At 71.3% G+C, this 24,601-nt stretch carries 25 protein-coding genes; 17 read left to right on the forward strand and 8 right to left on the reverse strand.

From position 1 onward, the window contains the following. Positions 1–243 precede the first annotated feature (243 nt). Entirely contained in the window at positions 244–1,956 is a 1,713-nt protein-coding gene (locus PH203_RS10240; RefSeq protein ID WP_289918849.1) for a hypothetical protein, read from the forward strand. A 23-nt stretch (positions 1,957–1,979) separates the two neighbouring features. Further along, positions 1,980–3,137: a type VII secretion-associated serine protease mycosin gene (gene mycP, locus PH203_RS10245; protein ID WP_289919441.1), complete on the forward strand. Its 1,158-nt coding sequence runs from the start codon at positions 1,980–1,982 to the stop codon at positions 3,135–3,137. A 31-nt stretch (positions 3,138–3,168) separates the two neighbouring features. Here the strand turns inward: mycP and PH203_RS10250 are convergent, their stop codons facing one another. After that, the gene (locus tag PH203_RS10250; RefSeq protein WP_289918851.1) at positions 3,169–4,140 is read right to left on the reverse strand and encodes a serine hydrolase; all 972 of its coding nucleotides are present in this window, start codon (positions 4,138–4,140) and stop codon (positions 3,169–3,171) included. Between the two features lie 150 nt (positions 4,141–4,290). Between PH203_RS10250 and PH203_RS10255 the strand changes: the two genes are divergently transcribed. Next, a complete protein-coding gene (locus PH203_RS10255) occupies positions 4,291–5,019 on the forward strand; it encodes an SseB family protein (RefSeq protein WP_289918853.1) in 729 nt (242 codons plus the stop codon). 11 nt (positions 5,020–5,030) lie between these two features. On the opposite strand, the gene PH203_RS10260 is transcribed toward PH203_RS10255, so the two are convergent. After that, a complete protein-coding gene (locus tag PH203_RS10260) occupies positions 5,031–5,390 on the reverse strand; it encodes a DUF1844 domain-containing protein (RefSeq protein ID WP_046261477.1) in 360 nt (119 codons plus the stop codon). A 379-nt stretch (positions 5,391–5,769) separates the two neighbouring features. Here PH203_RS10260 and infC point away from each other — a divergent pair, with 379 nt between their 5' ends. The 10 genes from infC to PH203_RS10310 all read left to right on the forward strand — a co-directional run bounded on the left by infC (position 5,770) and on the right by PH203_RS10310 (position 16,648). Continuing rightward, the gene (gene infC / locus PH203_RS10265; RefSeq protein ID WP_289919442.1) at positions 5,770–6,429 is read left to right on the forward strand and encodes a translation initiation factor IF-3; all 660 of its coding nucleotides are present in this window, start codon (positions 5,770–5,772) and stop codon (positions 6,427–6,429) included. Positions 6,430–6,540: 111 nt separating this feature from the next. Beyond that, positions 6,541–6,735, forward strand: coding sequence for a 50S ribosomal protein L35 (rpmI, locus tag PH203_RS10270; protein WP_004933563.1), 195 nt, complete (start codon positions 6,541–6,543; stop codon positions 6,733–6,735). A gap of 111 nt (positions 6,736–6,846) precedes the next feature. Then, a complete protein-coding gene (gene rplT / locus PH203_RS10275) occupies positions 6,847–7,230 on the forward strand; it encodes a 50S ribosomal protein L20 (RefSeq protein ID WP_033531708.1) in 384 nt (127 codons plus the stop codon). Positions 7,231–7,382: 152 nt separating this feature from the next. After that, positions 7,383–8,225 carry an RNA methyltransferase gene (locus tag PH203_RS10280; RefSeq protein ID WP_289918883.1) on the forward strand — a complete coding sequence of 281 codons (843 nt, stop codon included), beginning with the start codon at positions 7,383–7,385 and terminating at the stop codon, positions 8,223–8,225. A 53-nt stretch (positions 8,226–8,278) separates the two neighbouring features. Beyond that, positions 8,279–9,415, forward strand: a complete 1,137-nt coding sequence (locus PH203_RS10285; protein ID WP_289918884.1) for an ATP-binding protein — start codon at positions 8,279–8,281, stop codon at positions 9,413–9,415. A 139-nt stretch (positions 9,416–9,554) separates the two neighbouring features. Beyond that, positions 9,555–10,676: a phenylalanine--tRNA ligase subunit alpha gene (gene pheS / locus PH203_RS10290; protein ID WP_289918886.1), complete on the forward strand. Its 1,122-nt coding sequence runs from the start codon at positions 9,555–9,557 to the stop codon at positions 10,674–10,676. Next, complete coding sequence (pheT, locus tag PH203_RS10295) at positions 10,676–13,186, forward strand: phenylalanine--tRNA ligase subunit beta (RefSeq protein ID WP_289918888.1); 2,511 nt, start codon at positions 10,676–10,678, stop codon at positions 13,184–13,186. The genes pheS and pheT overlap by 1 nt, the downstream gene beginning before the upstream one ends. A 145-nt stretch (positions 13,187–13,331) precedes the next feature. After that, positions 13,332–14,387: a PP2C family protein-serine/threonine phosphatase gene (locus PH203_RS10300; protein ID WP_289918891.1), complete on the forward strand. Its 1,056-nt coding sequence runs from the start codon at positions 13,332–13,334 to the stop codon at positions 14,385–14,387. 267 nt (positions 14,388–14,654) lie between these two features. Beyond that, entirely contained in the window at positions 14,655–15,995 is a 1,341-nt protein-coding gene (locus PH203_RS10305) for a transcriptional regulator (RefSeq protein WP_289918893.1), read from the forward strand. Between the two features lie 107 nt (positions 15,996–16,102). Then, entirely contained in the window at positions 16,103–16,648 is a 546-nt protein-coding gene (locus PH203_RS10310) for an NUDIX hydrolase (RefSeq protein WP_289918895.1), read from the forward strand. Positions 16,649–16,671: 23 nt separating this feature from the next. Here the strand turns inward: PH203_RS10310 and PH203_RS10315 are convergent, their stop codons facing one another. Further along, positions 16,672–16,929, reverse strand: a complete 258-nt coding sequence (locus tag PH203_RS10315) for a hypothetical protein (protein ID WP_289918896.1) — start codon at positions 16,927–16,929, stop codon at positions 16,672–16,674. Between the two features lie 223 nt (positions 16,930–17,152). Beyond that, positions 17,153–18,028, reverse strand: a complete 876-nt coding sequence (locus tag PH203_RS10320; RefSeq protein ID WP_289918899.1) for a 3-hydroxybutyryl-CoA dehydrogenase — start codon at positions 18,026–18,028, stop codon at positions 17,153–17,155. A 167-nt stretch (positions 18,029–18,195) separates the two neighbouring features. Between PH203_RS10320 and PH203_RS10325 the strand changes: the two genes are divergently transcribed. After that, positions 18,196–19,434, forward strand: coding sequence for a family 10 glycosylhydrolase (locus tag PH203_RS10325; protein ID WP_289918901.1), 1,239 nt, complete (start codon positions 18,196–18,198; stop codon positions 19,432–19,434). A gap of 1 nt (position 19,435) precedes the next feature. On the opposite strand, the gene PH203_RS10330 is transcribed toward PH203_RS10325, so the two are convergent. After that, complete coding sequence (locus PH203_RS10330) at positions 19,436–19,630, reverse strand: DUF1918 domain-containing protein (protein ID WP_289918905.1); 195 nt, start codon at positions 19,628–19,630, stop codon at positions 19,436–19,438. Positions 19,631–19,745: 115 nt separating this feature from the next. Further along, positions 19,746–20,660, reverse strand: coding sequence for a DMT family transporter (locus PH203_RS10335; RefSeq protein WP_289918908.1), 915 nt, complete (start codon positions 20,658–20,660; stop codon positions 19,746–19,748). On the opposite strand from PH203_RS10335, the gene PH203_RS10340 reads away from it, so the two are divergent. After that, on the forward strand, positions 20,659–22,092 hold the full coding sequence (locus PH203_RS10340; protein ID WP_289918911.1) for a PLP-dependent aminotransferase family protein: 1,434 nt from the start codon (positions 20,659–20,661) through the stop codon (positions 22,090–22,092). The genes PH203_RS10335 and PH203_RS10340 overlap by 2 nt on opposite strands. 157 nt (positions 22,093–22,249) lie before the next feature. On the opposite strand, the gene PH203_RS10345 is transcribed toward PH203_RS10340, so the two are convergent. Next, positions 22,250–22,879 carry a DUF6461 domain-containing protein gene (locus PH203_RS10345; RefSeq protein ID WP_289918912.1) on the reverse strand — a complete coding sequence of 210 codons (630 nt, stop codon included), beginning with the start codon at positions 22,877–22,879 and terminating at the stop codon, positions 22,250–22,252. A 101-nt stretch (positions 22,880–22,980) separates the two neighbouring features. Between PH203_RS10345 and PH203_RS10350 the strand changes: the two genes are divergently transcribed. Then, positions 22,981–23,406 (forward strand): GNAT family N-acetyltransferase, encoded by a 426-nt coding sequence (locus PH203_RS10350; RefSeq protein WP_289918914.1) that lies wholly within the window; start codon positions 22,981–22,983, stop codon positions 23,404–23,406. Between the two features lie 122 nt (positions 23,407–23,528). After that, complete coding sequence (locus PH203_RS10355; RefSeq protein ID WP_289918916.1) at positions 23,529–24,122, forward strand: histidine phosphatase family protein; 594 nt, start codon at positions 23,529–23,531, stop codon at positions 24,120–24,122. Here PH203_RS10355 and PH203_RS10360 read toward each other — a convergent pair. After that, positions 24,104–24,547 (reverse strand): DUF6314 family protein, encoded by a 444-nt coding sequence (locus PH203_RS10360; protein WP_289918918.1) that lies wholly within the window; start codon positions 24,545–24,547, stop codon positions 24,104–24,106. The genes PH203_RS10355 and PH203_RS10360 overlap by 19 nt on opposite strands. Between the last annotated feature and the right edge of the window lie 54 nt (positions 24,548–24,601).

The raw sequence follows: 24,601 nt of genomic DNA on the forward strand, positions 1-24,601 counted from the left end.
GCTGGTGCGGGGCCGACGCCGGCCTTCCGACCGCCGACCGGGCCGACGCCCGATGTGCGGTCGGCGGTGGATGCTGCGGGGCCGGTGCCGGATGTTCGACCGACGATCGGAGGGGCTGCCGGGCCGGTGCCGGGTGCGCGACCGACGATCGGGGGAGCCGACGGGCCGGTGCCGGGTGCGCGGCCGGTGGCCGGGGCGGCTGTGCCCCCCATGCCGGTTACGCGACCGGCGACCGGGGCCCCGATGACGGCCGTGCCCCGCGAGGCTCTGCCGGGCGCCAGGGGCCCGCTCGCCCCCGGCGCGGCGGTGCGTGACACGACGGACGGCGTCGGAGAGCGGCCGCGGGAGCCGCGCGTGACACCCGTCGCCGACGACGGCTCGCTCCGCCGCGGCGACACCGAGTCGCGCCGCCAAGGCGACGACGGCTCGCTCCGCCGTGGCGCCGCCGCCGAAGCGCCCCGCCGTCCCGGCGGCACGTCCCCGGACATGCCTCCCCGCTTCCCCGACCTGCGTGCTCCGTCCTCCGACGCACCCCTGAACCCGCCTCCGCCGAAGGCGTCCTCACGCTTCCCGGACGCGCCGCCGAGCGCCGGTCAGGGCGTACGGCAGGACCGTACAGGCCAGTCCGCGACGCCCCCACGCCGCAATGGCGCACCCCCCGAGACGGCCTCGGAGACCACCTTCCGCCTGCGCCCGTTCGCACCGACCCCGGTCGATGCCCGGCCCTCGGACCGACCGACGTCCTCCGGCGCCCCCACGGGTGTGCCCGCGCGTCCCGCCGGTGATGAGGGGGCCCGCGGTGGTGGGCGGCCGTTCGCTGCGCCCGGTGCCGGTCCTTCCGGTCCGGGGGTGTCGTCCGGGGTCCCCGCGGGTGCGTCGCCGCGGCCCGACTCCCGGCCCGCCGATGGCTTCGGCCGTGGTGGGGCCGTCGGTGGCTCCGGGGTTCTCGGTGGTGGGCGTTCGTCCGGCGGGGCCGTCGGGGGGCCGCCGGAGCCCGGGGTTCGTGCGGGCGGTGTGCCCGTCGAGCCCTTCACGCGTGCCGCGGCACCCGCCGACGCCCCCTCCCGCCCCCAGCCCGACCCCTCCCTCTCCTGGAGCGCACCCCTGACACCCGGCGAGACCCATGGATCCGGGCGGCCCGTCGTGTCGTTCGGGGAGCCCGAGGGGTATGACGAGCAGGCGCGGCCCCGGCCGATCGGGCGGCGGAGCAGGATGCGGACCGCTGCCGTGGCCGTCTGTCTCGTGCTGGGTCTCGGGCTCATCGGCGGGGCAGTGACCGGGAGTTGGCTCGTCGGGGACTCGGCGGCGGCCGGAGGCCGGGACACCTTCGCCGCGGCCTCCGGGATGTGGCACAGCGTGCCCGTGGACCAGCTCTTCCCGCCCACCGTCCAAGGACAGGGCGCCGGCCCCGGCGGTGCCGACCGGACCTGGACGCGGATCGCCGTCGCCCCGGACAGCGGCTGCAAGGACGCCTTCGACCCGCTGCTGCTCAAGGCACTCGCACCCGTCGGCTGCCAGAGACTCCTGCGCGCCACCTACACCGACGCCACCCAGAGCTACGTCACCACCGTCGGCCTCCTCTTCACCAAGGCCGACGCCACCGCCATGACCGCCCTCGACACCCGGTTCGACAAGGAGAACCTCGACCGGCGTGCCGACCTGATGCCCCGCACGTACCCCGCCAAGGACACCGTCGCCGCGGACTTCGGCACCGAGCAGCGCGCCTCCTGGGCGATCTCCGTCCTCACCGACGCTCCCGTCGTCGCCTTCGCGGTCTCCGGCTGGGCCGACGGCCGTACCGTCGACGAGCCGCAGCCCGCCGAGGAGGCCATGGAGTCCGGCGCCACCACAGCCGTCGCCCAGGCCGGTCTCGGCAACGAGGCCCAGGGCCTCACCGACCGCATCGAACGAGGCTTCCGCAGGACCGTCAGCTCGGCCACGGAGAAGCCTTCGTGAAGACTCCCAGGCCCCAGATCTCCATGACCCGCCGCACCGGCCTCCTCGGCGTCCTGCTCGCCGCCTCCCTCGCCCTGGTCCCGTCCACCGTGGCGCACGCCGACGGCATCCGTGCCCAGCAGTGGGCCCTCGACGCCATGCACACCCAGGAGGCCTGGCAGACCACCAAGGGCAAGGGCATCACCGTCGCCGTCCTCGACACCGGCGTCGAGAACGACCACCCCGACCTCGTCGGCAACGTCCTCGAAGGCAAGGACATGGTCGGCTTCGGAGCCAGCCGCGGCGACCGCGCCTGGGCCCGCCATGGCACGGCGATGGCCGGCATCATCGCCGGCCACGGACACGGGTACGCCAACGGCGACGGCGTCATGGGCATCGCCCCCGAGGCCAAGATCCTCCCCGTCCGCGTGATCCTCGAAGACGGCGACTCCGCCCGCGGCAAGGCCCGCAACACCCGCGGCAACGCCCTCGCCGAAGGCATCCGCTGGGCCGCCGACCACGGCGCCGACGTCATCAACCTCTCCCTGGGCGACGACTCCAAGTCCGCCCATCCCGAACCCGCCGAGGACGAGGCCGTCCAGTACGCCCTCAAGAAGGGCGCCGTGGTCGTCGCCTCGGCCGGCAACGGCGGCGAGAAGGGCGACCACATCTCCTACCCGGCCGCCTACCCCGGCGTCATCGCCGCCACCGCCGTCGACCGCTTCGGCACCCGCGCCTCCTTCTCCACCCGCCGCTGGTACGCCACGGTCAGCGCCCCCGGCTACAAGGTCGTCATCGCCGACCCCGACCACAAGTACTACGAGGGCTGGGGCACCAGCGCCGCCGCGGCCTTCGTCTCCGGCGCGGTGGCCCTGGTCAAGGCGGCCCACCCCGGCCTGACCCCGGCCCAGATCAAGAAGCTCCTGGAGGACACGGCCCGGGACGCCCCGGCAGGCGGCCGCGACGACTCCCGCGGCTACGGCTTCGTGGACCCGGCGGCAGCGATCAAGGCGGCAGCGAAGCTGAAGCCGGAGGGCCTGCAGGCGGCGTCCTACGGCGAGAAGTACTTCGGCTCGGGCCCGGACGCGGCACGGGACAACGACGACACGTCGAGCTGGGCGGCCCCCCTGGCAGGCGGGGCGGGCGCAGTCCTGCTGATGGCGGCGGTGTTCCTGTGGAGAGGCAGAAGAGAAACCGACTGAGCGGCGCGGGGGTGCCGGGGTGCGTCGAGCCTCAGCCCGCGAACACCGACACCGCGGCCTTCGCGGCCGACTCCACGAGCGAAATCCCCTTCTCCTTGGTCACGTTGCCGTTCGACAGAGCCACGACCAGGTACGCGCCGCCGTCCGGCGCCGTGACCCGCCCGATGCTGTTGATGTCCCACAGCCCGGTCGTGCTGCGCGGCAGCCACCCGTTCTTCAGAGCCCACGCGGACCCGTCCGCCGCGGCCGAGACCCCCCAGCGCTGGCCGACGGCTATCTGCCCCATGAGCCCCCGCACATACTTCCGGGACGTCTGACTCAACTCCGAGTCGTCCCCGAACACCTGCTGAAGCAGCGTGAGTTGATCCGCCGCCGTGGTCTGCGTCAGCCCCCACAGCATGCCGTCCCCGCCCTCGGTGTCCGTCAGTCCGAGACGTGAGTTCGCCGCGTCCAGCCCCTTTGCCCTGCCGATGATCCGCCACAGCGCCGACGCCGAGACGTTGTCGCTGTTCTCGATCATCGCCGTGGCGTACGACTTCTCGGCGCTCGTCAGATGCCGGTCCTCGTCCTGCGCCTGCAGCAACAACGCCACCAGAATGTCGACCTTGACGATGCTCGCCGTGTCGAACGAGCCGTCCCCGTACGTGGCGCTCTCCCCGGAGTCCAGATCGCGCACGGCCACCGACACCTCGGTGTCGCCCGGCACGGTCACCGCCTTCATGGCGGCGGCCAGCAGATCGTCGTGGTCCACCGTCGGCTGTGTCACGGGTTCCACCGATGCCTCCTGGGTCGTCGCCACCGGGCTCGGCGACGCGGCCGACGGTAGGGCCGACGGTACGGCCGACGGCACGGCGGCGGAACCCGAGTGCGCCTGCGCCTTCATGTACACGGTCCCCGCCGCCGTACCGCCGACGATGGCGACGGACGCGAGGGCGGTGTACATCAGCGGACGGCGTCGCGAGGAGAGCGGGCGACGGCTTCGGCGGACTCTGGAGGACTCCATGACCGTGATGGTCGGGCCGTCGGCTGTGCGGTCCGTTAGACGAAAGTTAGATGTGTGTCAGGGAAATCTGAGATTCCGGTGAAGGGCGTCACGAACAGGTTTCCGGGCCCGCACAAACCCAGCAGCATCCCCCCGATAGGGTCTGTCACTGTGGCGAACAAGAACATTCCCGACCCCGGCTTCTCCGACGACGACGGCTGTGCCGACCCCCGGCTGAGCGCTGCGCTCGCCGCTTGGGCCGAGGACCGCACCGCCGTGGGACCGGTACTGGAGGCGCTCAAGGGCACCCGGCTCCTCGTTCCCGTCGTGGCCGTGCTCGGCGAGGTCGAGGAGGACGAGAACGGACTGCGCCGCGAGAAGACCAGCGACATGGCCGTGCCGACGCTGAAGGCCGGCGACCGCGTCGCCCTGCCCGCCTTCACCTCCACCGACTCGCTGGCCCGCTGGGACCCGCAGGCCCGCCCCGTCGCCGTCCCCCTGCACCAGGCGCTGCAGGCCGCCGCGCACGAGAAGGCGGACACGGTCGTGCTGGATCTGGCCGGACCGGTGCCGTTCGAGCTGACGGGCCCGGCGCTGCTCGCCCTCGCCGAGGGCCGGACGACCACCGATCCGCTGGCCGACCCGGCCGTCCGGGAGGCGGTACGCAGCGCGGTGGCCGCCGAGACCGCCGTACTCCGTGCCCATCTGGGGCCCGGGCAGGCCGACGGGACCCTGGCCCTCGTGCTCGACGAGTCGGCCGCCCCCGCCGAGGCAGCGCGTGCCGTCGCCCAGCGGCTCGCCGCCGACGAAACACTGCGGGCCCGCCTGGTGCGCGGCCTCGACCTGGCACTGCTGCCGGCCGGGGCGACGCCTCCGGGCGAGCCCTTGTATGTGCGATAGAGCTGCGGGGACTAGCCGTAGACCGGGCCCGTGTACTTCTCGCCCGGCCCCTGCCCCGGCTCGTCCGGGACGATCGACGCCTCACGGAAGGCCAGCTGGAGGGACTTCAGGCCGTCCCGCAGCGGGGCCGCGTGGAAGGAGCTGATCTCCGTCGCGCTGCCGTCGAGGAGGCCGGCCAGGGCGTGGATCAGCTTGCGGGCCTCGTCCAGGTCCTTGTACTTGTCGCCCTCCTCGGTCAGACCGAGCTTCACCGCGGCGGCGCTCATCAGGTTGACGGCGACCGTCACGATCACCTCGACGGCGGGGACCTCGGCGATGTCGCGGGTCATCTCGTCGAAGTCGGCGGGGGACTCAGGAGGGGTGTCACTCATGCCCCACACGATAGGCCCCGGTGCACTCCGGTTCGCACCACCCCCGGGTTGCTGCTAACCTTGTGTGACGACCGGCTGGACACCCCCTTGAGAAAGTGCGTGTGCCCGGCCCACAAGTGGAGGCTCCGATCTCCCACCTGACCGTCCTCCGGGGCGGCGGGTCACCCCGGTCAGGCGGCCACCATCGTTCCGTACGGACGATGGAGTCGCCCGAATGTGCGCCCCGCGATCATCGCGGCGGTGCTCCGGCAGTGCTTTGGAGCCCCGTCTTGTGATCGTCCGGGGCATTTTTTGTGCTTCGGCGCGGTTAGGTCTAGTCGAACAGAGACAAACGCGGCCGTCCGCCAGACGGCTGTGTGGTGCTAACCGAGGAGGATCCATCAGCGCCGAGCCCCGCATCAACGACCGGATTCGCGTTCCCGAGGTGCGACTTGTCGGTCCCAGTGGCGAGCAGGTGGGTATTGTCCCGCTGGCCAAGGCACTGGAGCTTGCGCAGGAGTACGACCTGGACCTGGTCGAGGTCGCGGCGAACGCCCGTCCGCCCGTGTGCAAGCTCATGGACTACGGGAAGTTCAAGTACGAGTCGGCCATGAAGGCCCGTGAAGCGCGCAAGAACCAGGCGCACACGGTCATCAAGGAGATGAAGCTCCGGCCGAAGATCGACCCGCACGACTATGACACCAAGAAGGGTCACGTCGTCCGGTTCCTCAAGCAGGGCGACAAGGTCAAGATCACGATCATGTTCCGTGGTCGCGAGCAGTCCCGGCCGGAGCTCGGCTACCGACTGCTGCAGCGTCTCGCGGAGGACGTCCAGGACCTCGGTTTCGTCGAGTCGAACCCGAAGCAGGACGGCCGGAACATGATCATGGTTCTCGGTCCGCACAAGAAGAAGACCGAGGCGATGGCCGAGGCCCGTCAGGCGCAGGAGGCCCGCAAGGCCGAAGCGAAGGCGAACCCCGGCAAGTCGCAGAACGCCGCGGACGCCGAGATCGCCGAGGAAGCTGCCGAGGCTCCGGCCGAGGCTTCCGCCGAGGCGTGATCCCGGGGGACGCGAGTCCCCAGGACGTAACCGATACAAGAGCGACGCTCCACCGTGTGCCCGGTTTCACGACCGGGCACCGGAGCGCCACCCAGAGGAGAGAACGGCGCTATGCCGAAGAACAAGTCGCACAGCGGTGCCAGCAAGCGCTTCAAGGTCACCGGCTCCGGCAAGGTGCTCCGTGAGCGCGCCGGCAAGCGCCACCTGCTCGAGCACAAGTCGTCCCGCGTGACGCGTCGCCTCACCGGCAACGCCGAGATGGCCCCGGGCGACGCCGCGAAGATCAAGAAGCTTCTCGGCAAGTGACGTACGCGGCGCGGTGATCTGCGGATCCCTTCGCGCCGTACGTCTGGACCGGGACCCCATCGATTCCGGGCCGTGTGAGTCCAACCACGGCCCCGCTACAAGGAGTAAAAAGTGGCACGCGTCAAGCGGGCAGTGAACGCCCACAAGAAGCGCCGGGCGATCCTCGAGCAGGCCTCCGGCTACCGCGGTCAGCGTTCGCGCCTGTACCGCAAGGCCAAGGAGCAGGTCACCCACTCGCTGGTCTACAACTACAACGACCGCAAGAAGCGCAAGGGCGACTTCCGTCAGCTGTGGATCCAGCGCATCAACGCCGCTGCCCGCGCCAACGGCATCACGTACAACCGCTTCATCCAGGGTCTGAAGGCCGCGAACATCGAGGTCGACCGCAAGATCCTGGCCGAGCTGGCCGTCAACGACGCCACCGCGTTCGCCGCGCTGGTCGAGGTTGCGCAGAAGGCTCTGCCGGCGGACGTCAACGCCCCCAAGGCGGCGTGACGCTGCGCTGGGCTTAGGCCGACGTGACAATCGGACCCGTGGGCTTGTGCCTGCGGGTCCGTTGTGTTGTGCGGCGGAGGCGAGTTCGGCACCGCCGGAGTCCGCCGTCGTGGTTGATCGCCGATGCGGCGGAAAATAGTTAGGTGACCTTGATGCCCCCCGTTACGCCCGAGCTGATTTCCCCACGCTCCCCCCGAGTGTCGGCCGCCCGGCGGCTCGCCAAGCGGAACTTCCGGGGCAAGGAGCGGCTGTTCCTGGCCGAGGGGCCGCAGGCCGTGCGGGAGGCCGCCGGGCACGGGCTGGTCGAGCTGTTCGCGACCGTGGAGGCCGCCGAGCGCTACGCCGACATCGTCGGTGAGGCCCGTGGCGTCGGGGCGCGGGTGCACCTCGCCTCCGAGGACGTCATCGCCGACATCTCCACCACCGTCACCCCGCAAGGGCTCGTCGGCGTGTGCCGGTTCCTCGACACCCCCTTCGAGGAGATCCTCGCCGCCCGCCCCAAACTCGTCGCCGTCCTCGCGAACGTCCGCGACCCGGGGAACGCCGGGACCGTCCTGCGCTGCGCCGATGCCGCCGGGGCCGAGGCCGTCGTACTGACCGACGCGTCCGTGGACCTCTACAACCCCAAGGCCGTACGGGCCTCCGTGGGCTCGCTGTTCCATCTGCCGGTGGCCGTCGGGGTGCCCGTCGAGCAGGCCGTCCAGGGGCTCAAGGACGCCGGTGTGCGGATCCTCGCCGCCGACGGGGCCGGGACCGACGACCTCGACGACGAGCTCGACAAGGGCACCATGGGCGGACCGACCGCGTGGGTGTTCGGGAACGAGGCGTGGGGGCTCCCGGAGGAGACCCGCGCGCTCGCGGACGCCGTCGTGCGCGTCCCGATCCACGGGAAGGCCGAGAGCCTGAACCTCGCGACCGCGGCCGCCGTATGTCTCTACGCGTCGGCCCGTGCACAGCGCGCCTCCGGAGGGTGCCGCTCCGTCACCGAGAGCTAGTAGGGTGACCAGCTCGGGGGCCCCTCAGCCGTCGTGAGAGGTGGGGTACGGGGATGAGTGTGGGCACGAGCAGCGCACCGGGAGCACGCGACGTGCGGCACGGATCCGCGTCCGGTCCCGATGACCGCGCCGGGCCCGGCATCGACCCCGACCTCCTGCCCGACGGACTGGTCGTCGCCGACGAGCACGGCCGGGTCGTCTCCTTCAACGCCGCCGCCGAACGCATCACCGCCGTCCCCGCCGCCGAGGCCCTCGGACAGCGGCTCGACAAGGCCCTGCCGTTAGAGGATCTGGAAGGGCGCCGCTGGTGGCAGATCACCGATCCGTACGGCGGGCTCGCCATCCGGCGACGGCAGCCCGAGCGGAATCTGCTCCTCCCCGGCGGGCGTGAGGTCCTCGTCTCCGCGCAGTACGTGCGCACCGAGCCCACCGGACCCGTCCACCGCGTCGTGGTGTGCCTGCGCGACACCGAGGCCCGCCGTCGCACCGAGCGCAGTCACGCCGAGCTGATCGCCACCGTGGCTCATGAGCTGCGCTCGCCGCTCACCTCCGTCAAAGGCTTCACCGCCACCCTCCTCGCCAAGTGGGAACGGTTCACGGACGACCAGAAACGGCTGATGCTGGAGACCGTCGACGCCGACGCCGACCGGGTCACCCGGCTCATCGCCGAGCTGCTGGACATCTCGCGGATCGACTCCGGGCGGCTGGAAGTGCGGCGGCAGCCCGTCGACATCGGGGCCGCGGTCGGGCGGCACATCCAGGCGTACGTCGCCGCAGGGCAGACCGCCGACCGGTTCCTGCTGCGCATCGAGCAGCCGCTGCCCATGCTGTGGGCCGACCCCGACAAGATCGACCAGGTGCTCAGCAACCTCCTCGAAAATGCCGTGCGGCACGGCGAGGGAACCGTCACGATTGACATCACGCCCGCGGCGTCCCCCCGTGAGGGGGAGGACGTCGGCACGTCGGTCACGGTGAGCGACGAGGGGTCCGGCATCCCGGAGGAATCCATGAACCGCGTCTTCACCCGCTTCTGGCGGGGCAGCAAGCGCGGTGGCACCGGCCTCGGGCTGTACATCGTCAAGGGCATCGTCGAAGCCCACGGCGGGACCATCACGGTCGGCCGCGCCCCCGGCGGCGGCGCCGAGTTCCGATTTACGTTGCCCGTGGCGACGCCGGCGTATCTCGCCTAGCGGCCCACGGGCGCATTCGTATACCTCCACCCCGTTAGACTCGGCCTTTGGCACCTTTGTGTCCCATGGACGGCCCTCTGACCTCCGCGTGAGTCGGCGACGGGGACCTTCAGCCAGCCAATCGGAAGCACGGGAAGAGATGTCGGCACCGAATAAGTCGTACGACCCTGTCGAGGTCGAGGCCTTGAAGCCAGAAGAGATCGAGCGCATGCGGGACGAGGCGCTCGCCGCCTTCGCCGCAGCGAGCTCCCTCGACGCGCTCCAGGAGGCCAAGGTCGCCCACACCGGCGGCACCTCGCCGCTGGCCCTCGCCAACCGCGAGATCGGCGCCCTGCCGCCGCAGGCCAAGGCCGCCGCCGGAAAGCTCGTCGGGCAGGCCCGCGGCGCCGTGAACAAGGCCCTCGCGGGCCGCCAGGCCGAGCTGGAGGAAGAGCGCGACGCGCGTGTGCTGGTCGAGGAGTCGGTGGACGTCACGCTGCCGTACGACCGCGTACCGGCCGGCGCCCGCCACCCGCTGACCACCCTGTCGGAGCGCATCGAGGACGTCTTCGTGGCCATGGGCTACGAGGTCGCCGAGGGCCCGCAGGTCGAGGCGGAGTGGTTCAACTTCGATGCCCTGAACATCGGCCCGGACCACCCGGCCCGCGGCGAGGCCGACACCTTCTTCGTGCAGGGCCCGGAGGGCGGCACCGAGTCCGGTGTCGTGCTGCGCACCCACACCTCGCCCGTGCAGATCCGCTCGCTGCTCGACCGTGAGCTGCCGGTGTACGTGATCTGCCCCGGTGTCGTGTACCGCACCGACGAGCTGGACGCCACGCACACCCCGGTCTTCCGCCAGGTCGAGCTGCTGGCCGTCGACGAGGGCCTCACCATGGCCGACCTCAAGGGCACCATGGACCACATGGTCCAGGCCCTGTTCGGCGAGGGTATGAAGACCCGGCTGCGGCCGAACTTCTTCCCCTTCACCGAGCCGTCCGCCGAGATGGACATGGTCTGCTACGTGTGCCGCGGTGAGTCCGTCGGCAACCCCGACCGCCCCTGCCGCACCTGCTCCTCCGAGGGCTGGATCGAGCTCGGCGGCTGCGGCATGGTCAACCCCAAGGTGCTGACCGCCTGTGGCGTGGACCCCGAGAAGTACAGCGGGTTCGCCTTCGGGTTCGGTATCGAGCGGATGCTGATGTTCCGCCACAACGTCGAAGACATGCGAGACATGGTCGAGGGTGACGTCCGGTTCACCCGGCCGTTCGGGATGGAGATCTGATGCGGGTCCCGCTTTCTTGGCTGCGGGAGTACGTCGACCTGCCGGCGACCGAAACCGGCCGTGACGTCCAGGCCAAGCTCATTTCGGCAGGCCTCGAGGTCGAGACCGTCGAGCACCTCGGCGCCGACCTCAAGGGCCCCCTCGTCGTCGGCCAGGTGCTGACCATCGAGGAGCTGGAGGGCTTCAAGAAGCCGATCCGCTTCTGCACGGTCGACGTGGGTCAGGCCAACGGCACCGGTGAGCCCCAGGAGATCGTCTGCGGCGCCCGCAACTTCGCCGTCGGCGACAAGGTCGTCGTGGTCCTCCCCGGCGCCACCCTGCCGGGCGGCTTCTCGATCTCCGCGCGCAAGACGTACGGCAAGACGTCCCACGGCATGATCTGCTCCGGCGACGAGCTGGGCATGGGCGACGACGGCAGCCACGGCATCATCGTGCTGCCCCCGGAGACCGAGGTCGGCAAGGACGCCATCGAGCTCCTCGAACTCGTCGACGAGGTCCTGGACATCGCCGTCACCGCCAACCGCGGCGACTGCCTGTCCATCCGCGGCGTCGCCCGCGAGACCGCCATCGCCTACGGCCTGCCGCTGCGCGACCCGGCCCTCCTCGACGTCCCGGGCCCCAACGCCTACGGCTACCCGGTCCAGGTCTCCGAGCCGCTCGGCTGCGACCGCTTCACGGCCCGCACGGTCAGCGGCCTCAGCCCCGAGGCGCGCTCCCCGATCTGGCTCCAGCGCCGTCTGCAGAAGGTCGGCATGCGCCCGATCTCGCTCGCCGTCGACATCACCAACTACGTGATGATGGAACTCGGCCAGCCGCTGCACGCCTACGACCGTGGGCTGGTCCAGGGCACCATCGGCGTCCGCCGGGCCGCCGAGGGCGAGGAGATCGTCACCCTCGACGGCGCCAAGCGGAAGCTGCACGCCGAGGACCTCGTCATCACCGACGACCGCGGCCCGATCGGCCTCGCGGGTGTCATGGGCGGCGCCAACACGGAGATCGCGGATCACGAGGAGGGCGAGGGCACGACCGACGTCGTCATCGAGGCCGCGCACTTCGACGCGGTGTCGATCGCGCGTACGGCCCGCCGTCACAAGCTCTCCTCCGAGGCGTCCCGGCGCTTCGAGCGCGGTGTCGACCCGGCCGCGGCTGCGGCTGCGGCCCAGCGCACCGTCGACCTCCTCGTGCTGCTCGCGGGCGGCACCGCCGACGCCGGTGTCACCGAGGTCGCCACGCCGTCCGCGCCGCACACCATCGCCGTCGCCGCCGACCACCCGGACAAGGTCGCGGGCGTGGAGTACGGCCGCGAGACCGTCGTACGCCGTCTCCAGCAGGTCGGCTGTGACGTGTACGGGCAGGACGAGCTGATCGTCACCGTGCCGTCCTGGCGTCCCGACCTCGCCGAGGTCAACGACCTGGCCGAAGAGGTCATCCGCCTCGAGGGCTACGAGAACCTGCCCTCCACGCTGCCCAAGCCCCCGTCGGGCCGCGGCCTGACCCACCGGCAGCGGCTGCACCGCCGCGTCGGGCGGGCGCTGGCCGGTGCGGGTTACGTCGAGGCACCGAACTACCCCTTCATCGGCGAGCAGGTCTTCGACCAGCTCCTCCTGGAGGCCGACGACCCGGCCCGCCGTGTCGTCAAGCTGACCAACCCGCTGAGCGACGAGGAGCCCGCGCTCCGTACGTCGCTGCTGCCGGGCCTGCTCGGTGCGCTGCGGCGCAACGACGGGCGGGGCTCGCACGACCTGGCCCTCTTCGAGACGGGGCTGGTCTTCCAGCCGCGCGAGGAGCAGGGTGTCGCCGCGCAGCTGCCCGTCGACCGGCGTCCGACCGACGAGGAGATCGCCGCGCTGAACGCCGTGCTGCCGGAGCAGCCGCGGCATGTGGCGGCCGTCCTCGCGGGCGCCCGTGAACAGGCCGGCTGGTGGGGCAAGGGCCGTCCGGCCGACTACGCAGACGCGATCGAGGCGGGGCGCGCGGTGGCGCGCGAGGCCGGGGTCGAGCTGGTCGTCCGCCGTGGGCAGTACGGGCCCTGGCACCCGGGGCGGTGCGCCGAGTTCGTGGTCGTGGCCGACGGGGCGGAGAAGGTCGTCGGGTACGCCGGTGAGCTGCACCCGCGCGTCGTGAAGGCGTTCGGGCTGCCCGCGCGGACCTCCGCGATGGAGCTGGACCTCGATGCGCTGGAGGCCGTCGGCGACGACACGCCTCAGGCGCCGAGCATCTCCACGTTCCCCGTCGCCACGCAGGATGTCGCGCTGGTCGTCGACAAGTTCGTGCCGCACACGGATGTCGAGGCGGCGCTGCGTGAGGGCGCGGGCTCGCTTCTTGAGGCGATCCGGTTGTTCGACGTGTACGAGAACGCGGAGCAGCTGGGCGACGGCAAGAAGTCGCTGGCGTATGCGCTGCGGTTCCGGGCGGCTGACCGGACGCTGACGGTGGATGAGGCGTCGGCGGCCCGGGATGCGGCGGTTGCCCTTGCGGGTGAGCGCACGGGCGCGGTGTTGCGCGGCTGATCGTCGGGGCGCTTGTAGTCACGTCACTCAATTGAGTGAGCTTTGCTGGTGATCTGGTCCTTCCGGGTCATGCTGTCGACAGAATCGGACCGGCCTTTCGGGGTCGGTCCGTCTCTGCATCTGGGCCTATTGGGGGGCCATCGGCATGATCCGTATCAGGGGTCGGGTTCCCCGCAAGGTGCTCGCGTTGGGGCTGCCCAGCGCCTGGGGTGCCGTGGCGGTCACGTACAAGCTGACCTGTCCGCTCGCCCAGCAGACCGACTTCGGCGCGAGGCTCGCCACCAGCGTCGTGTTCTTCGTCGTCGGCACCGGGCTGATAGCCCATGTGCGGCATGTGTTACTGCGTGAGCTCCGGCAGATCCGACAGGTCGCCGGTGCCGCGCAGAGCGCCCTGCTGCGGCCGCTCCCGCCCCGCATCGACGGGCTGAACATCGCCGCCGCCCAGCTCTCCGCCGACCGTGGCGCCTCCGTCGGCGGCGACCTGTACGAGGTCATCTCGACCGAACACGGCGTACGGGTCGTGATGGGCGACGTCCGCGGCCACGGCCTCGCCGCCCTCGGCACCGTCGCCGCCGTCCTCGGCAGCTTCCGCGAGGCGGTCCATGACGAGCCCGAACTCGGCGGCGTGCTCCGCCGGTTGGAACGGGCACTGGACCGACACCTGCGTGAGCGGGCTCGGGACGACGCCTCCGTCCCGGAGGAGTTCGTCACCGTACTGCTCCTGGAGATCGGCCGCGACAGCGACGTATCCGCACTCAACTGCGGCCACCCGTGGCCTCACCTGCTGAGCGGCTCACGAGTCGACCCCCTCGCCCGAGCGGATCCCCTCCCACCGCTCGGGTCCTTCCCACTCCCCTCTGAACTGCCGCCTGTGCAATGTGGTCACCTCCTCCCAGGAGAAACCCTGGTCCTCCACACGGACGGAGCCGAGGACGCGCGAGACGCTCATGGCCGGTTCTTTTCTCTGCGGGGAGCCTTGACGAAGGCTGCGGGGGAGACTCCCCAAGCGGTGTTGGGCTCGGTCTTCGCAGGCCTGCTTCGCCACTCGACGGGAGCCCCCAAGGACGACATCGCGCTACTGGTGCTGCAAAACGATCGTCCACTGCATCGCACCTTAGGGGCGCGGGGCGGTGACATCAGCGGCTCCGCCGCGCGGGCGCGACCAGCCACGACGAGCCCGCAGTCGACAACGAGCCTCTAGCGCACCAGCGGCCCGTCGCCGTCCGTCGCAACCACGGAGTGTCGGGCAGGCAGCTGCGGCGGACGGCGCGGATTCGGGCCGCCGCACTGTACGAGGGGGAGCCGGCGGCCCGGCCGGCCTCTTGCGAGGCATTTCAGTCAACCGGCTGGAAACTCTCCGCAACAGTGCGCGCACGCTACGGATTCGGGCACTCCGTTCACACCCCGTGTGAAGACACACCCATTACTCTGACGGCACGGTCGGCACCGAGCCACCCGGGGGGCATATATGCAGCCCAACACTCTGCTCGACGCGATCCTGGACGAAGCGGGGATCTCGCACGCGGGGTTGGCCGCACACGTGAACCAGGCCGGACGTGCGCGCGGGCTCGCGCTCCGGTACGAACACACCGCCGTGGCACGGTGGTTGAAGGGGCAGCGGCCGCGTGGTCAGGTGCCCGACCTGATCTGCGAGGTGCTCGCCGCCCGGCTGCACCGCACGGTCACACTCGACGACATCGGCCTCGGCGTGCCCGGCGAACCCGCCACCCCGCACACCACCTCGCTCTCCGGGTTCGTGGAGCGGGCCACCGCCCTGTGGCGCTCCGACGAGCAGCAGCGGCCGCACATACTGGGAGCCCCGGCCGTGACCGGCACCCCCGCCGTCATGCCGGTGTGGGAGTGGGAGAACCCGCCCGAGGACGTCGACGTCTCGCGCGGCGGCCGGCACCGGGTCACCGCCGGTGACCTGGAGATGCTGCGGGCCGCCCGGACGCACTACGAGCAGATGTACCGCAAGGCCGGCGGCATAGCGACCCGCGCCCGGATCGTCGGGTTCCTCAACGCCGAGGCCGCGCCCCTGCTGCGCGGCAGCTACACCGACGAGACCGGACGCCAACTGCACCGGGCCACCGGCGGGTTGGTGGCGGTCGCCGGGATCTGCGCGTACGACTCCGATGCGCACGGCCTCGCCCAGCGCTACTTCCACCAGGCCCTGCGCCTGGCAAAGGCCAGCGGCGACCGGGGACTTGGGGCCTATGTGATCGCGCTCCTCGTCAACCAGTCGCTGTTCATGCGTGAGCACCGGCAGGCCGTCGCCTTCGCGGAGGCCGCGCTGCGCGCCGCCGGCAAGCACATCACCCCCGCGCTCGCCTCCGACCTCTACGCGATGCAGGCGAAGGCGTACGCCCACCTCGGCGACGGCACGAGCGCGCTGTCCTGCATCCGGCGTGCCGAACAGGCCGCAGAACGCATCCGGCGGGGATACGAACCCGACGAAACGGGCTATGTCCAGCCGGGACTCGTCAACGTCCAGGTGGCGGAGGCACTCCTCAGCCTCGGCGAACTGGTGGCGGCGAGAGAGCATGCCTCGGTCGCCGTCGACAATCCCGCCCATGACCGCGGCCGGGTGCACCGGCTCGCGATGCTGAGCACGATCGAGCTGCGCCAGGGCAACGCCGACAAGGCGGTGGCCACCGCGGTGCAGATGGCAGAACAGGCCCGTGGAATGGAGTCCCAGCGACTGCGCGACAGACTCCGGGCGGTGCGCGAACACCTGGTCCGCAGCGGCTGCGCGGGCACGGCCGAGGCAGCCGAACTGATCGACGGAGCCCTGCGCGTACCGCTGTGAACCCTCACCCACACACTGCGCCGCAGCTGTGAGTGGTGTCCCGGCGTCTGCTGCCGAACTGCTCCTGCTGCGATATTGCCACTTACTCGGCGGAAGGTGGCAGAACCGTGCAGTGGACGAAACAGAACGAACAAACTGTGTATGAAAACCGTTGGTTCAGCGTCAACCTCGCGGATGTCGAGCTGCCGGACGGTCGGCACCTCGATCACTTTTTGATACGGCTGCGGCCCGTTGCCGTGGCCACGGTGGTCAACGAGGCCAATGAGGTCCTCCTCCTGTGGCGCCACCGCTTCATCACCGACAGCTGGGGGTGGGAACTGGCCGCGGGTGTCGTCGAGGACGGCGAGGACATCGCGTACGCGGCCGCCAGGGAACTCGAGGAAGAGACCGGCTGGCGACCGGGACCTCTGCACCACCTCATGAGCGTGGAACCGTCCAACGGGCTCACCGACGCCCGGCACCACATCTACTGGGCCGAGGAGGGCGAGTACGTGGGACACCCCGTGGACGACTTCGAGTCGGACCGCCGGGAATGGGTCCCCCTCAAGCTCGTCCCCGACATGGTCGCCCGTGGGGAGGTCCCGGCCGCCAACATGGCGGCCGCGTTACTCCTGCTGCACCATCTGAGGCTCGGGCAGGACGCCTTGCCCTGACTCCCCCCACCGCGTCCCGCGTCCTAGCGGCCGATGGCCTGCCAGATCGCCACGATCAGCGCGCCCACGGCTGTCACGGCGGCGACGGCGGGCAGCGGCCAGCGGGCGTGTTCCAGTGCGACGATGCGTGCGCTCAGGTCGTCCAGTTCCTTGTCCGTCTCCTCCGTGCGATGGCTGAGCAGTGCGAGCCCTCCCTCGACACGCGCGTACGCGACGTCGAGGCGGCGGCGTAACTCTGCGAGTTCTCCATGGACCACGGGATGCTCCGGGTCGGTGGTCACGGGTCCACTCCTTTCCGTAGTCGTCACATCCCTTGCATGCGCATGAAGAGTCAACTCCCCTGGTGGACGCGTGGGGAGCGTGTGCGACAGGCATATGCGGGCCCGGCGCGCACACGGTGTGTGAATGCGGCGGGCCCGGCGCTCCGAAGAGTGCCGGGCCCGTGTTCGTCGCACTGTGTAATCAGCACCCTGAAACGGGCACTGTGCACATGGCTGAGACCTGTCAGCTGTAGGTGTAGAAGCCGGAACCCGTCTTGCGGCCCAGCCGGCCCGCGTCCACCATGCGCTGGAGCAGCGGGGGAGCGGCGTACAGGGGCTCCTTGTACTCCTCGTACATGGAGTTCGCGATGGAGACGATCGTGTCCAGACCGATCAGGTCGGACAGCTTCAGCGGGCCCATCGGGTGGGCGCAGCCCATCTCCATGCCGTTGTCGATGTCCTCGCGGCCCGCGATGCCCGACTCGAACATCCGGATGGCGGAGAGGAGATACGGCACCAGCAGCGCGTTGACCACGAAGCCGGAGCGGTCCTGGGCGCGGATCGCGTGCTTGCCGAGGAGCTTCTCGGCGAAGGCCTGGGCGCGGCTGATCGTGCCCTCGGAGGTGGTGAGCGCCGGGATCAGCTCGACGAGCTTCTGCACCGGGGCCGGGTTGAAGAAGTGGATGCCGATGACATGGTCGGGCCGCGAGGTGGCGACCGCCAGCTTCACCAGGGGGATGGACGAGGTGTTGGAGGCGAGGATCGCGTCCGGGCGGGTCATGACCTGGTCGAGGACCTGGAAGATCTCCGTCTTGACCTGCTCGTTCTCGACGACGGCCTCGATCACCAGATCGCGGTCGGAGAACTCGCCGAGGTCGGTGGTGAAGGACAGCCGCGCCAGCGTCGCGTCCCGCTCCTCCTCGGTGATCTTGCCGCGCTCGGCGGCCTTCGCCAGGGAGTTCAGCAGCCGGGTCCGGCCGATCTCCAGGGCCTCGCCGGTGGTCTCGGCGACCTTCACGTCCAGTCCGGAGCGGGCGCAGACCTCGGCGATGCCGGCTCCCATCTGGCCGCAGCCCACTACTCCGACGCGCGCGATGTCTCCCGCGGGGATGTCCGTCACATCGTCCCTTTCGCTGGTCCACGAACTCCGCAGGGACTCTTTGTGGAGATGCCCTGCTCCGTTCGTGCACGTTACTGGAAAGTATCGATGATCGATCGGTGGGGTCGGGCATCCTGGGCGCGAACGGTCCGCGGTCGGGCGGATCTGCCGGATTTCGGGGTGTACAGATGGGTCGTTTGTCACGTCGGGCGTTCGCGTTGGCCACGCTCACGACGCTCACCACCGCTTCGGGGAGCGCGTCGGCCGCGCAGGCCGCGCCGGCCCGTCATTCGCGTGCGGTGCGTGAGACGCGGGGCGTATGGATCGCGAGTGTGGCCAACCGTGACTGGCCCTCCAGGTCCGGCCTGACCGCCAAGGAGCAGAAGGCCGAGCTCATCGGCCACCTCGACAGGGCCGTGGCCGACCGCCTCAACACCGTGATCCTCCAGGTACGGCCCACCGCGGACGCGCTGTGGCCCTCACCGTACGAGCCCTGGTCGCAGTACCTGACCGGAACCCAGGGCAAGGCCCCCGGCTGGGACCCGCTCGGGACCGCCGTACGGGAGGCGCACCGGCGGGGACTGGAACTGCACGCCTGGTTCAACCCGTACCGCATCTCCAACCAGGCGGATCCGGCGGGGCTCGTCGCCTCGCACCCGGCGCGGCAGCACCCGGAGTGGGTGGTGCCGTACGGCGGGAAGCTGTACTACAACCCCGGGCTGCCCGAGGTCCGTGCCTTCGTGCAGGACGCGATCCTCGACGCGGTGGCGAAGTACCCGGTGGACGCGGTCCACTTCGACGACTACTTCTACCCGTACCCGGTCGCCGGACAGACCTTCGACGACGACGCGGCCTACGACGAGTACGGCGGCGGGTTCGCCACCCGGGCCGACTGGCGGCGGGACAACATCGACAAGCTGGTGCTGGAGACCGCGGCCCGTATCAAGCAGATCCGGCCCGCCACCCGGTTCGGAATCAGCCCTTTCGGCGTGTGGCGCAACGTGGCCACCGATCCGCTCGGCTCCAACACGGGCGCGGGGGTGCAGTCGTACGACGACAACTACGCGGACACCCGCAAGTGGGTCCAGGAGGGCTGGATCGACTACCTCGTGCCGCAGTTGTACTGGAACATCGGCCTGGCCGTCGCCGACTACGCGAAGCTCGTGCCCTGGTGGGCCGATGTGGCGCGGGGGAGCAGGACGAAGCTGTACCTGGGCGAGGCGCTGTACAAGGCCGGGGACCCGGCCCAGCCCGCGGCCTGGCAGGACCCCGCGGAGCTGTCCCGGCACCTCACCCTCGCCAAGGAACACCCGGAGGTCTGCGGGCATGTGTTCTTCGCCGCCAGGGAGGTGGCCTCGGATCCGATCGGCGCGATGGCGCGGGTCGTCGCCGACCACTACCAGCAGCCGGCGAAAACCTCACGCTGAACTACTTCGCGGTGTCCCGGTGACGGATCTCGGTGTCGGGGCCGGGTGAGCACACGCCCACGTGCCCGTCCTCGAAGCGGACGCGGTACGGGGGGTTGCCCTCGTGCCCCATCACTTCGACGATCTCGCCGATCTTGTCGTGCTGTCCGACCACCCTGCCGTGCTGCACAAGCTGGTCGCCCACGGTTGCACGCATCTGCGGTCCTCCTCACGAGGTGCGGGAGCAGCGGTCCGTGGCCTTGATTTTACGGCGCTGACGCCCTGTTGGGACCGGCGCGTACACGCCCTCAGCCGGGGCGCGTACGCGGCCCTCAGCCGCGCGCCCGCTGGGTGACGGCGATGCACACCAGCACCGCCGCGGCCGTCAGCGGGGCGGCCACCGTCAGGTGCTCACCCAGCAGCAGCACCGACCACACCAGTGTGAGCAGGGGCTGGGCCAACTGCAACTGGCTGGCCTTCGGGATCCCGATCATCGCCATGCCCCGGTACCAGACGACCAGCCCGAGGAACTGCGAACCCGCCGCCACCCACAGCAGCCCGGCCACGCTGTGCGCGGTGAACCGCACGGGCTCGTACGACAGTGCCACCGCGGCGGCGGGCGCGCTGACCGGCAGACACAGCACCAGCGCCCAGCCGACGACCTGCCAGCCCGGCATGACCTTGGCGAGCCGGCCGCCCTCGGTGTAACCGGCCGCGCACACCAGCAGCGCGCCGAACAGATAGACATCGGCGGAGGTCAGCGCACCGCCGCTCTGCTGCACGGTGAAGGCGGCGACCGCGGCCGCCCCGGCGAGGGCCGCGGTCCAGAAGGTGCGGGACGGGCGGGTGCCCATGCGCAGGGCGGAGAACAGCGCGGTGGTGAGCGGGAGCAGCCCGACCACGACAGCGGCGTGGGAGGTGGTCGAGGTCTGCAGCGCGAGGGTGGTCAGCAGCGGGAAGCCGACGACGACCCCGGCGGCCACGACCGCGAGCCCCGCCCAGTGCCGCCGGTCCGGGACCGGGATCTGCAGCGCCAGCAGACACGCCCCGGCGATCAGCGCGGCGAGGACGGACCGGACGCCGACCAGCGACCAGGGGCCGAAACCCTCCAGACCCCAGGCGGTCGAGGGGAAGGTGAGGGAGAAGGCGACGACCCCGAGGGCGGCGAGGACGGTGCCGGTCGTCCTGGCGGGCGGGGCGTCGACCGCTATCGTGGTGGGGGTAGTAGCGCTACTCTGTGCTCTCATGCAAGAGCGTAGCAGTGTGAGTGAGCTGGCGGAACGGCTGCGATCCGAGCTGAACCGCTACTCTCCTGGTGGAAAGCTCCCGTCCAGCCGGGCGCTCGTCGAGCGCTACCGGGTGAGCCCGGTGACCGTCTCCCGGGCGCTTGCCCAGCTGGCCGCCGAGGGGCTCGTCGTCACCCGGCCCGGCGCGGGTGCGTTCCGCGCGCAAGCGCGTACGACCGCCACCCCGGCCGGGGACACCTCCTGGCAGGAGGTCGCCCTCAGCGCGGACGCCGCCGCCGACCTCGTACCGCGCTCGGTGGACGCGAGCGGTGTCCTGGTCTCGCTCGCCGCACCGCCGCCGGAGGTCATCGAGTTCACCGGCGGCTATCTGCACCCCTCGCTCCAGCCGGAGCAGGCACTGGCCGCGGCCCTCTCCCGAGCCGCCCGCCGCCCCGGCGCCTGGGGGAGGCCGCCCATGGAGGGGCTGACGGAACTGCGCGAGTGGTTCGCGCGCGGTATCGGCGGCTCCGTCACGGCGGCCGAGGTGCTGATCGCCGCGGGCGGCCAGTCGGCGCTCACGATCGCGCTACGCGCCCTCGCCCCGCCAGGGGCGCCGGTGCTGGTGGAGTCGCCGACGTATCCGGGCATGCTGGCGATCGCCCGCGCGGCCGGTCTGCGCCCCGTACCGGTCCCGGTGGACGCGGACGGTGTGAAGCCCGAACTCCTCGCCGACGCCTTCCGGGCCACCGGCGCCCGGGTGTTCGTCTGCCAGCCCCTGTTCCAGAACCCGACGGGTGCGGTGCTCGCCCCTGCGCGGCGGGGTGAGGTGCTGCGCATCGCCCGCGAGGCCGGCGCGTTCGTCGTCGAGGACGACTTCGTACGACGGCTCGTGCACGAGGACGCGGGGGAGCTGCCGCGCCCCCTGGCCGCCGAGGACGCCGACGGTGTGGTCGTCCACGTCTGCTCACTGACCAAGGCGACCTCGCCGAGCTTCCGGGTGTGCGCGCTGGTGGCGAAGGGGCCGGTACTGGAACGCCTCCGGGCCATCCAGGTCGTCGACACCTTCTTCGTGCCCCGCCCCCTCCAGGAGGCCGCGCTCGAACTCGTCGGCTCGCCGGCCTGGCCACGCCATCTGCGGGCGATCTCGGCCGACTTGAGGCAACGCCGGGACACCATGACGTCCGCCCTCCGCCTCGGCCTCCCCGAACTCGCCCTCCCGCACATCCCGTCGGGCGGCTACCACCTCTGGCTCCGCCTGCCGGAAGGCCTGGACGAGGCCGCGCTCACCTCCGCCGCCCTGCGTGCGGGCGTCGCGATCACACCGGGCCGCCCGTACTTCAGCGCCGAACCTCCGGCGGGACACGTGCGGTTGAGCTTCGCGGCGGTGGCGGGTGCCGGGGAGATCGCGGAGGGGGTACGGCGGCTGCGGGCGGCCTGTGACGAGGTCTTCTGAGCGGACCCGGTGAAGTCGGCTGCGGCGCGGCAGCGTCCCGAAGGGGCGCGGGGTCGTACCGGAGTGCGGCTTCGTCGCGTGGGCGTGACCGGACACGTCCGGCCACGTCGGCACCGCAGCCGGCCGGCAGCCCCTCGCCGCCCTCCCCGCGGAGCGCCTAGCCCGCGCGTACCGCCCCGCAGACGAACTCCAGGGAGCCGAACCGCCCGGCCGTCAGCCGTATCCCGGTGATCCGCTCGGCGAGGGCGAACGCGGACTCGGTGGGGCGGTGGGCCGAAGTCCGCTCCTCGTCCGGCTCGAAGCCGGACTCCCGCATCTCCGTGAGGAACCGGTCGGCGCCGCTGCCGTCCCGCAGGGACGGGAAGAGGGGCTCGAAGTGCAGCAGCAGCTCGCCGTCCGCCAGCCAGGTGAAGTGGTCCACCGCGTTGATGTTCCGGCAGTGCGAGACCACGGTCCGCCCCTTCGACACGGGGCCCATCACCGATGAGGTGACACCCACGCAGCCATGGATCTCGACCATCACCGCCCAGCCGTCGAGGGCCGCGACGCCCACGAACATCTCGTCGTCCCCGTCGTCCCCGTCGTCCTGCCGGTCCCAGAACTCGAAGGCCGGCTCGAACAGCGCCGGTACCCCGGTGACCCGTATGCCGGGTGCGGCCCCCAGCTCTTCGAGCAGGCGGGCCGGTGTGATGGCGTCGACCAGCGTGACGCAGTAGCCCTCCAGCAGGCCGTCGTGCTGCTCGCGCAACCAGGCGTAGTCCGTGGCGTGCGGTGTCGTCCCCGTCATGACGCACAGCATCGCACCCACCACTGACAACGCCTCCGAGACCGACAACGCCCCCGAGAAACCGCTCGCCGCCGCCCTCCCCGCCCTGCCAGGATCCCGGCATGAGCAACCTCGCCGACGGCTACGAGATCTCCGCCGACCCCGACCGCATCGACGCCGCCCGCGTCCACCACTGGCTCTCCACCGACGCGTACTGGGCGATCGGCCGCCCCCGGGAGAAGCAGGACCGGGCGATCGCCGGGTCGCTCAACTTCGGGGTGTACGACACGCTTTCCGGGGATCAGGTGGCGTACGCCCGGGTCATCACGGATCGCGCCACCTTCGCGTGGCTGTGCGACGTCTACGTCGACCCGGCCGTACGCGGAAAGGGCATCGGCACCGCGCTCGTCGAGGCCGTGCGCGAGCACCTGCGCCCGCACGGACTGCGCCGGATCCTGCTCGCCACGCACGACGCACACGGGGTCTACGAGAAGGCGGGGTTCGAGCCGCTCGCCGACCCGGACCACTGGATGGCGCACCTCTACTAACACCTCTCGTTTCGGCGGACTTGTCCGGCACGTCCTGACCGCGGAGTAAGATTCCGCCAACCCTGCGTAACCCCCAGATAACCTCCCTTGACCTGCGGACTTTCTCCACTCACCATCGCCGCATGTCACTTCGGGTCACATTCGTCGCCGCCGCCCGCAGCTCACCCCTGCTCGCGGATCGCTTCGAGGACGACCGGCCGCTGGACCAGGCCGGCTGGGACGAGGTGCAGCGCGCGGCGGGGGAGTTGCTGCCGCTGGCCGCGGCGGAGCTGCGCTACTGCTCGCCGACCCCGCGCAGCCGCGCGACGGGCGACGCCCTCGGCTATGCCCCGCTGGTGCAACTAGCCCTGCGGGACTGCGACATGGGCCGCTGGCGCGGTCTCACGCTCGGCGAGGCGATGGCGCGCGAGCCTGAGGCGGTGGACGCCTGGCTCGCCGACCCGCGCGGCACCCCGCACGGCGGTGAGTCGCTGCTGGCCTTCATCTCCCGTGTCGGCAGCTGGCTCGACACGCGGCCCGTGGGGGACGGCGGCCGGATCGTCGCCGTCGCCGAGCCCTCGGTGGTCCGGGCCGCGCTCGTGTACGCCCTCAAGGCGCCGCCGTCGACCTACTGGAACATCGACGTCCGTCCGCTGTCGACGACCACCGTCACCGGCCGTTCGGGCCGCTGGAACCTGCGCTTCGACGGGGTGGCCGGTCAGCCCTCGCGTGCGTAGTCGGTCGTGAGGACCAGGTCCTTGGCGGGGCCGCCCACCCGCCACACCGTCCGCCAGTGGTTCGCGTCGAGGACGCTGAACTCGCCGCGGTAGAGGTCCGCCGAGCAGGGGTGGTCGGCGACATGGCGGCCGGAGGTCAGGTCCAGGTCGTGGAAGGGGCGGCCGTCGGCGAAGCGTACGTCGGCCGCGCCCGGTGAACTGCCCGGCAGGAAGCGCAGGGTGCGCTCGGCGGGGCGCGGGACGCCCTGCCAGGTGAACGTGCCCGATTCCCGGTGCAGCAGCCCGCCGCCGTCGAGCGGGCTGAAAAGCGTCGTGCCCGAGAACGCTCCCGCGTCACCGCTCGCGAGGTCCCGTACCGACCGCTCGACCCGCCAACCCCCGGCCAGGAACGCCAGGACGTCCGGGACCGGCCAGAACTCGCCCATCCGTTCCTCTCTTCCGGCACTTTCGACGCTTCCGATACTTTCGGTCCCGTGCGA

Origin of the sequence: Streptomyces sp. S.PB5, from assembly GCF_030403745.1 — a bacterium.
Lineage (GTDB): Bacteria > Actinomycetota > Actinomycetes > Streptomycetales > Streptomycetaceae > Streptomyces.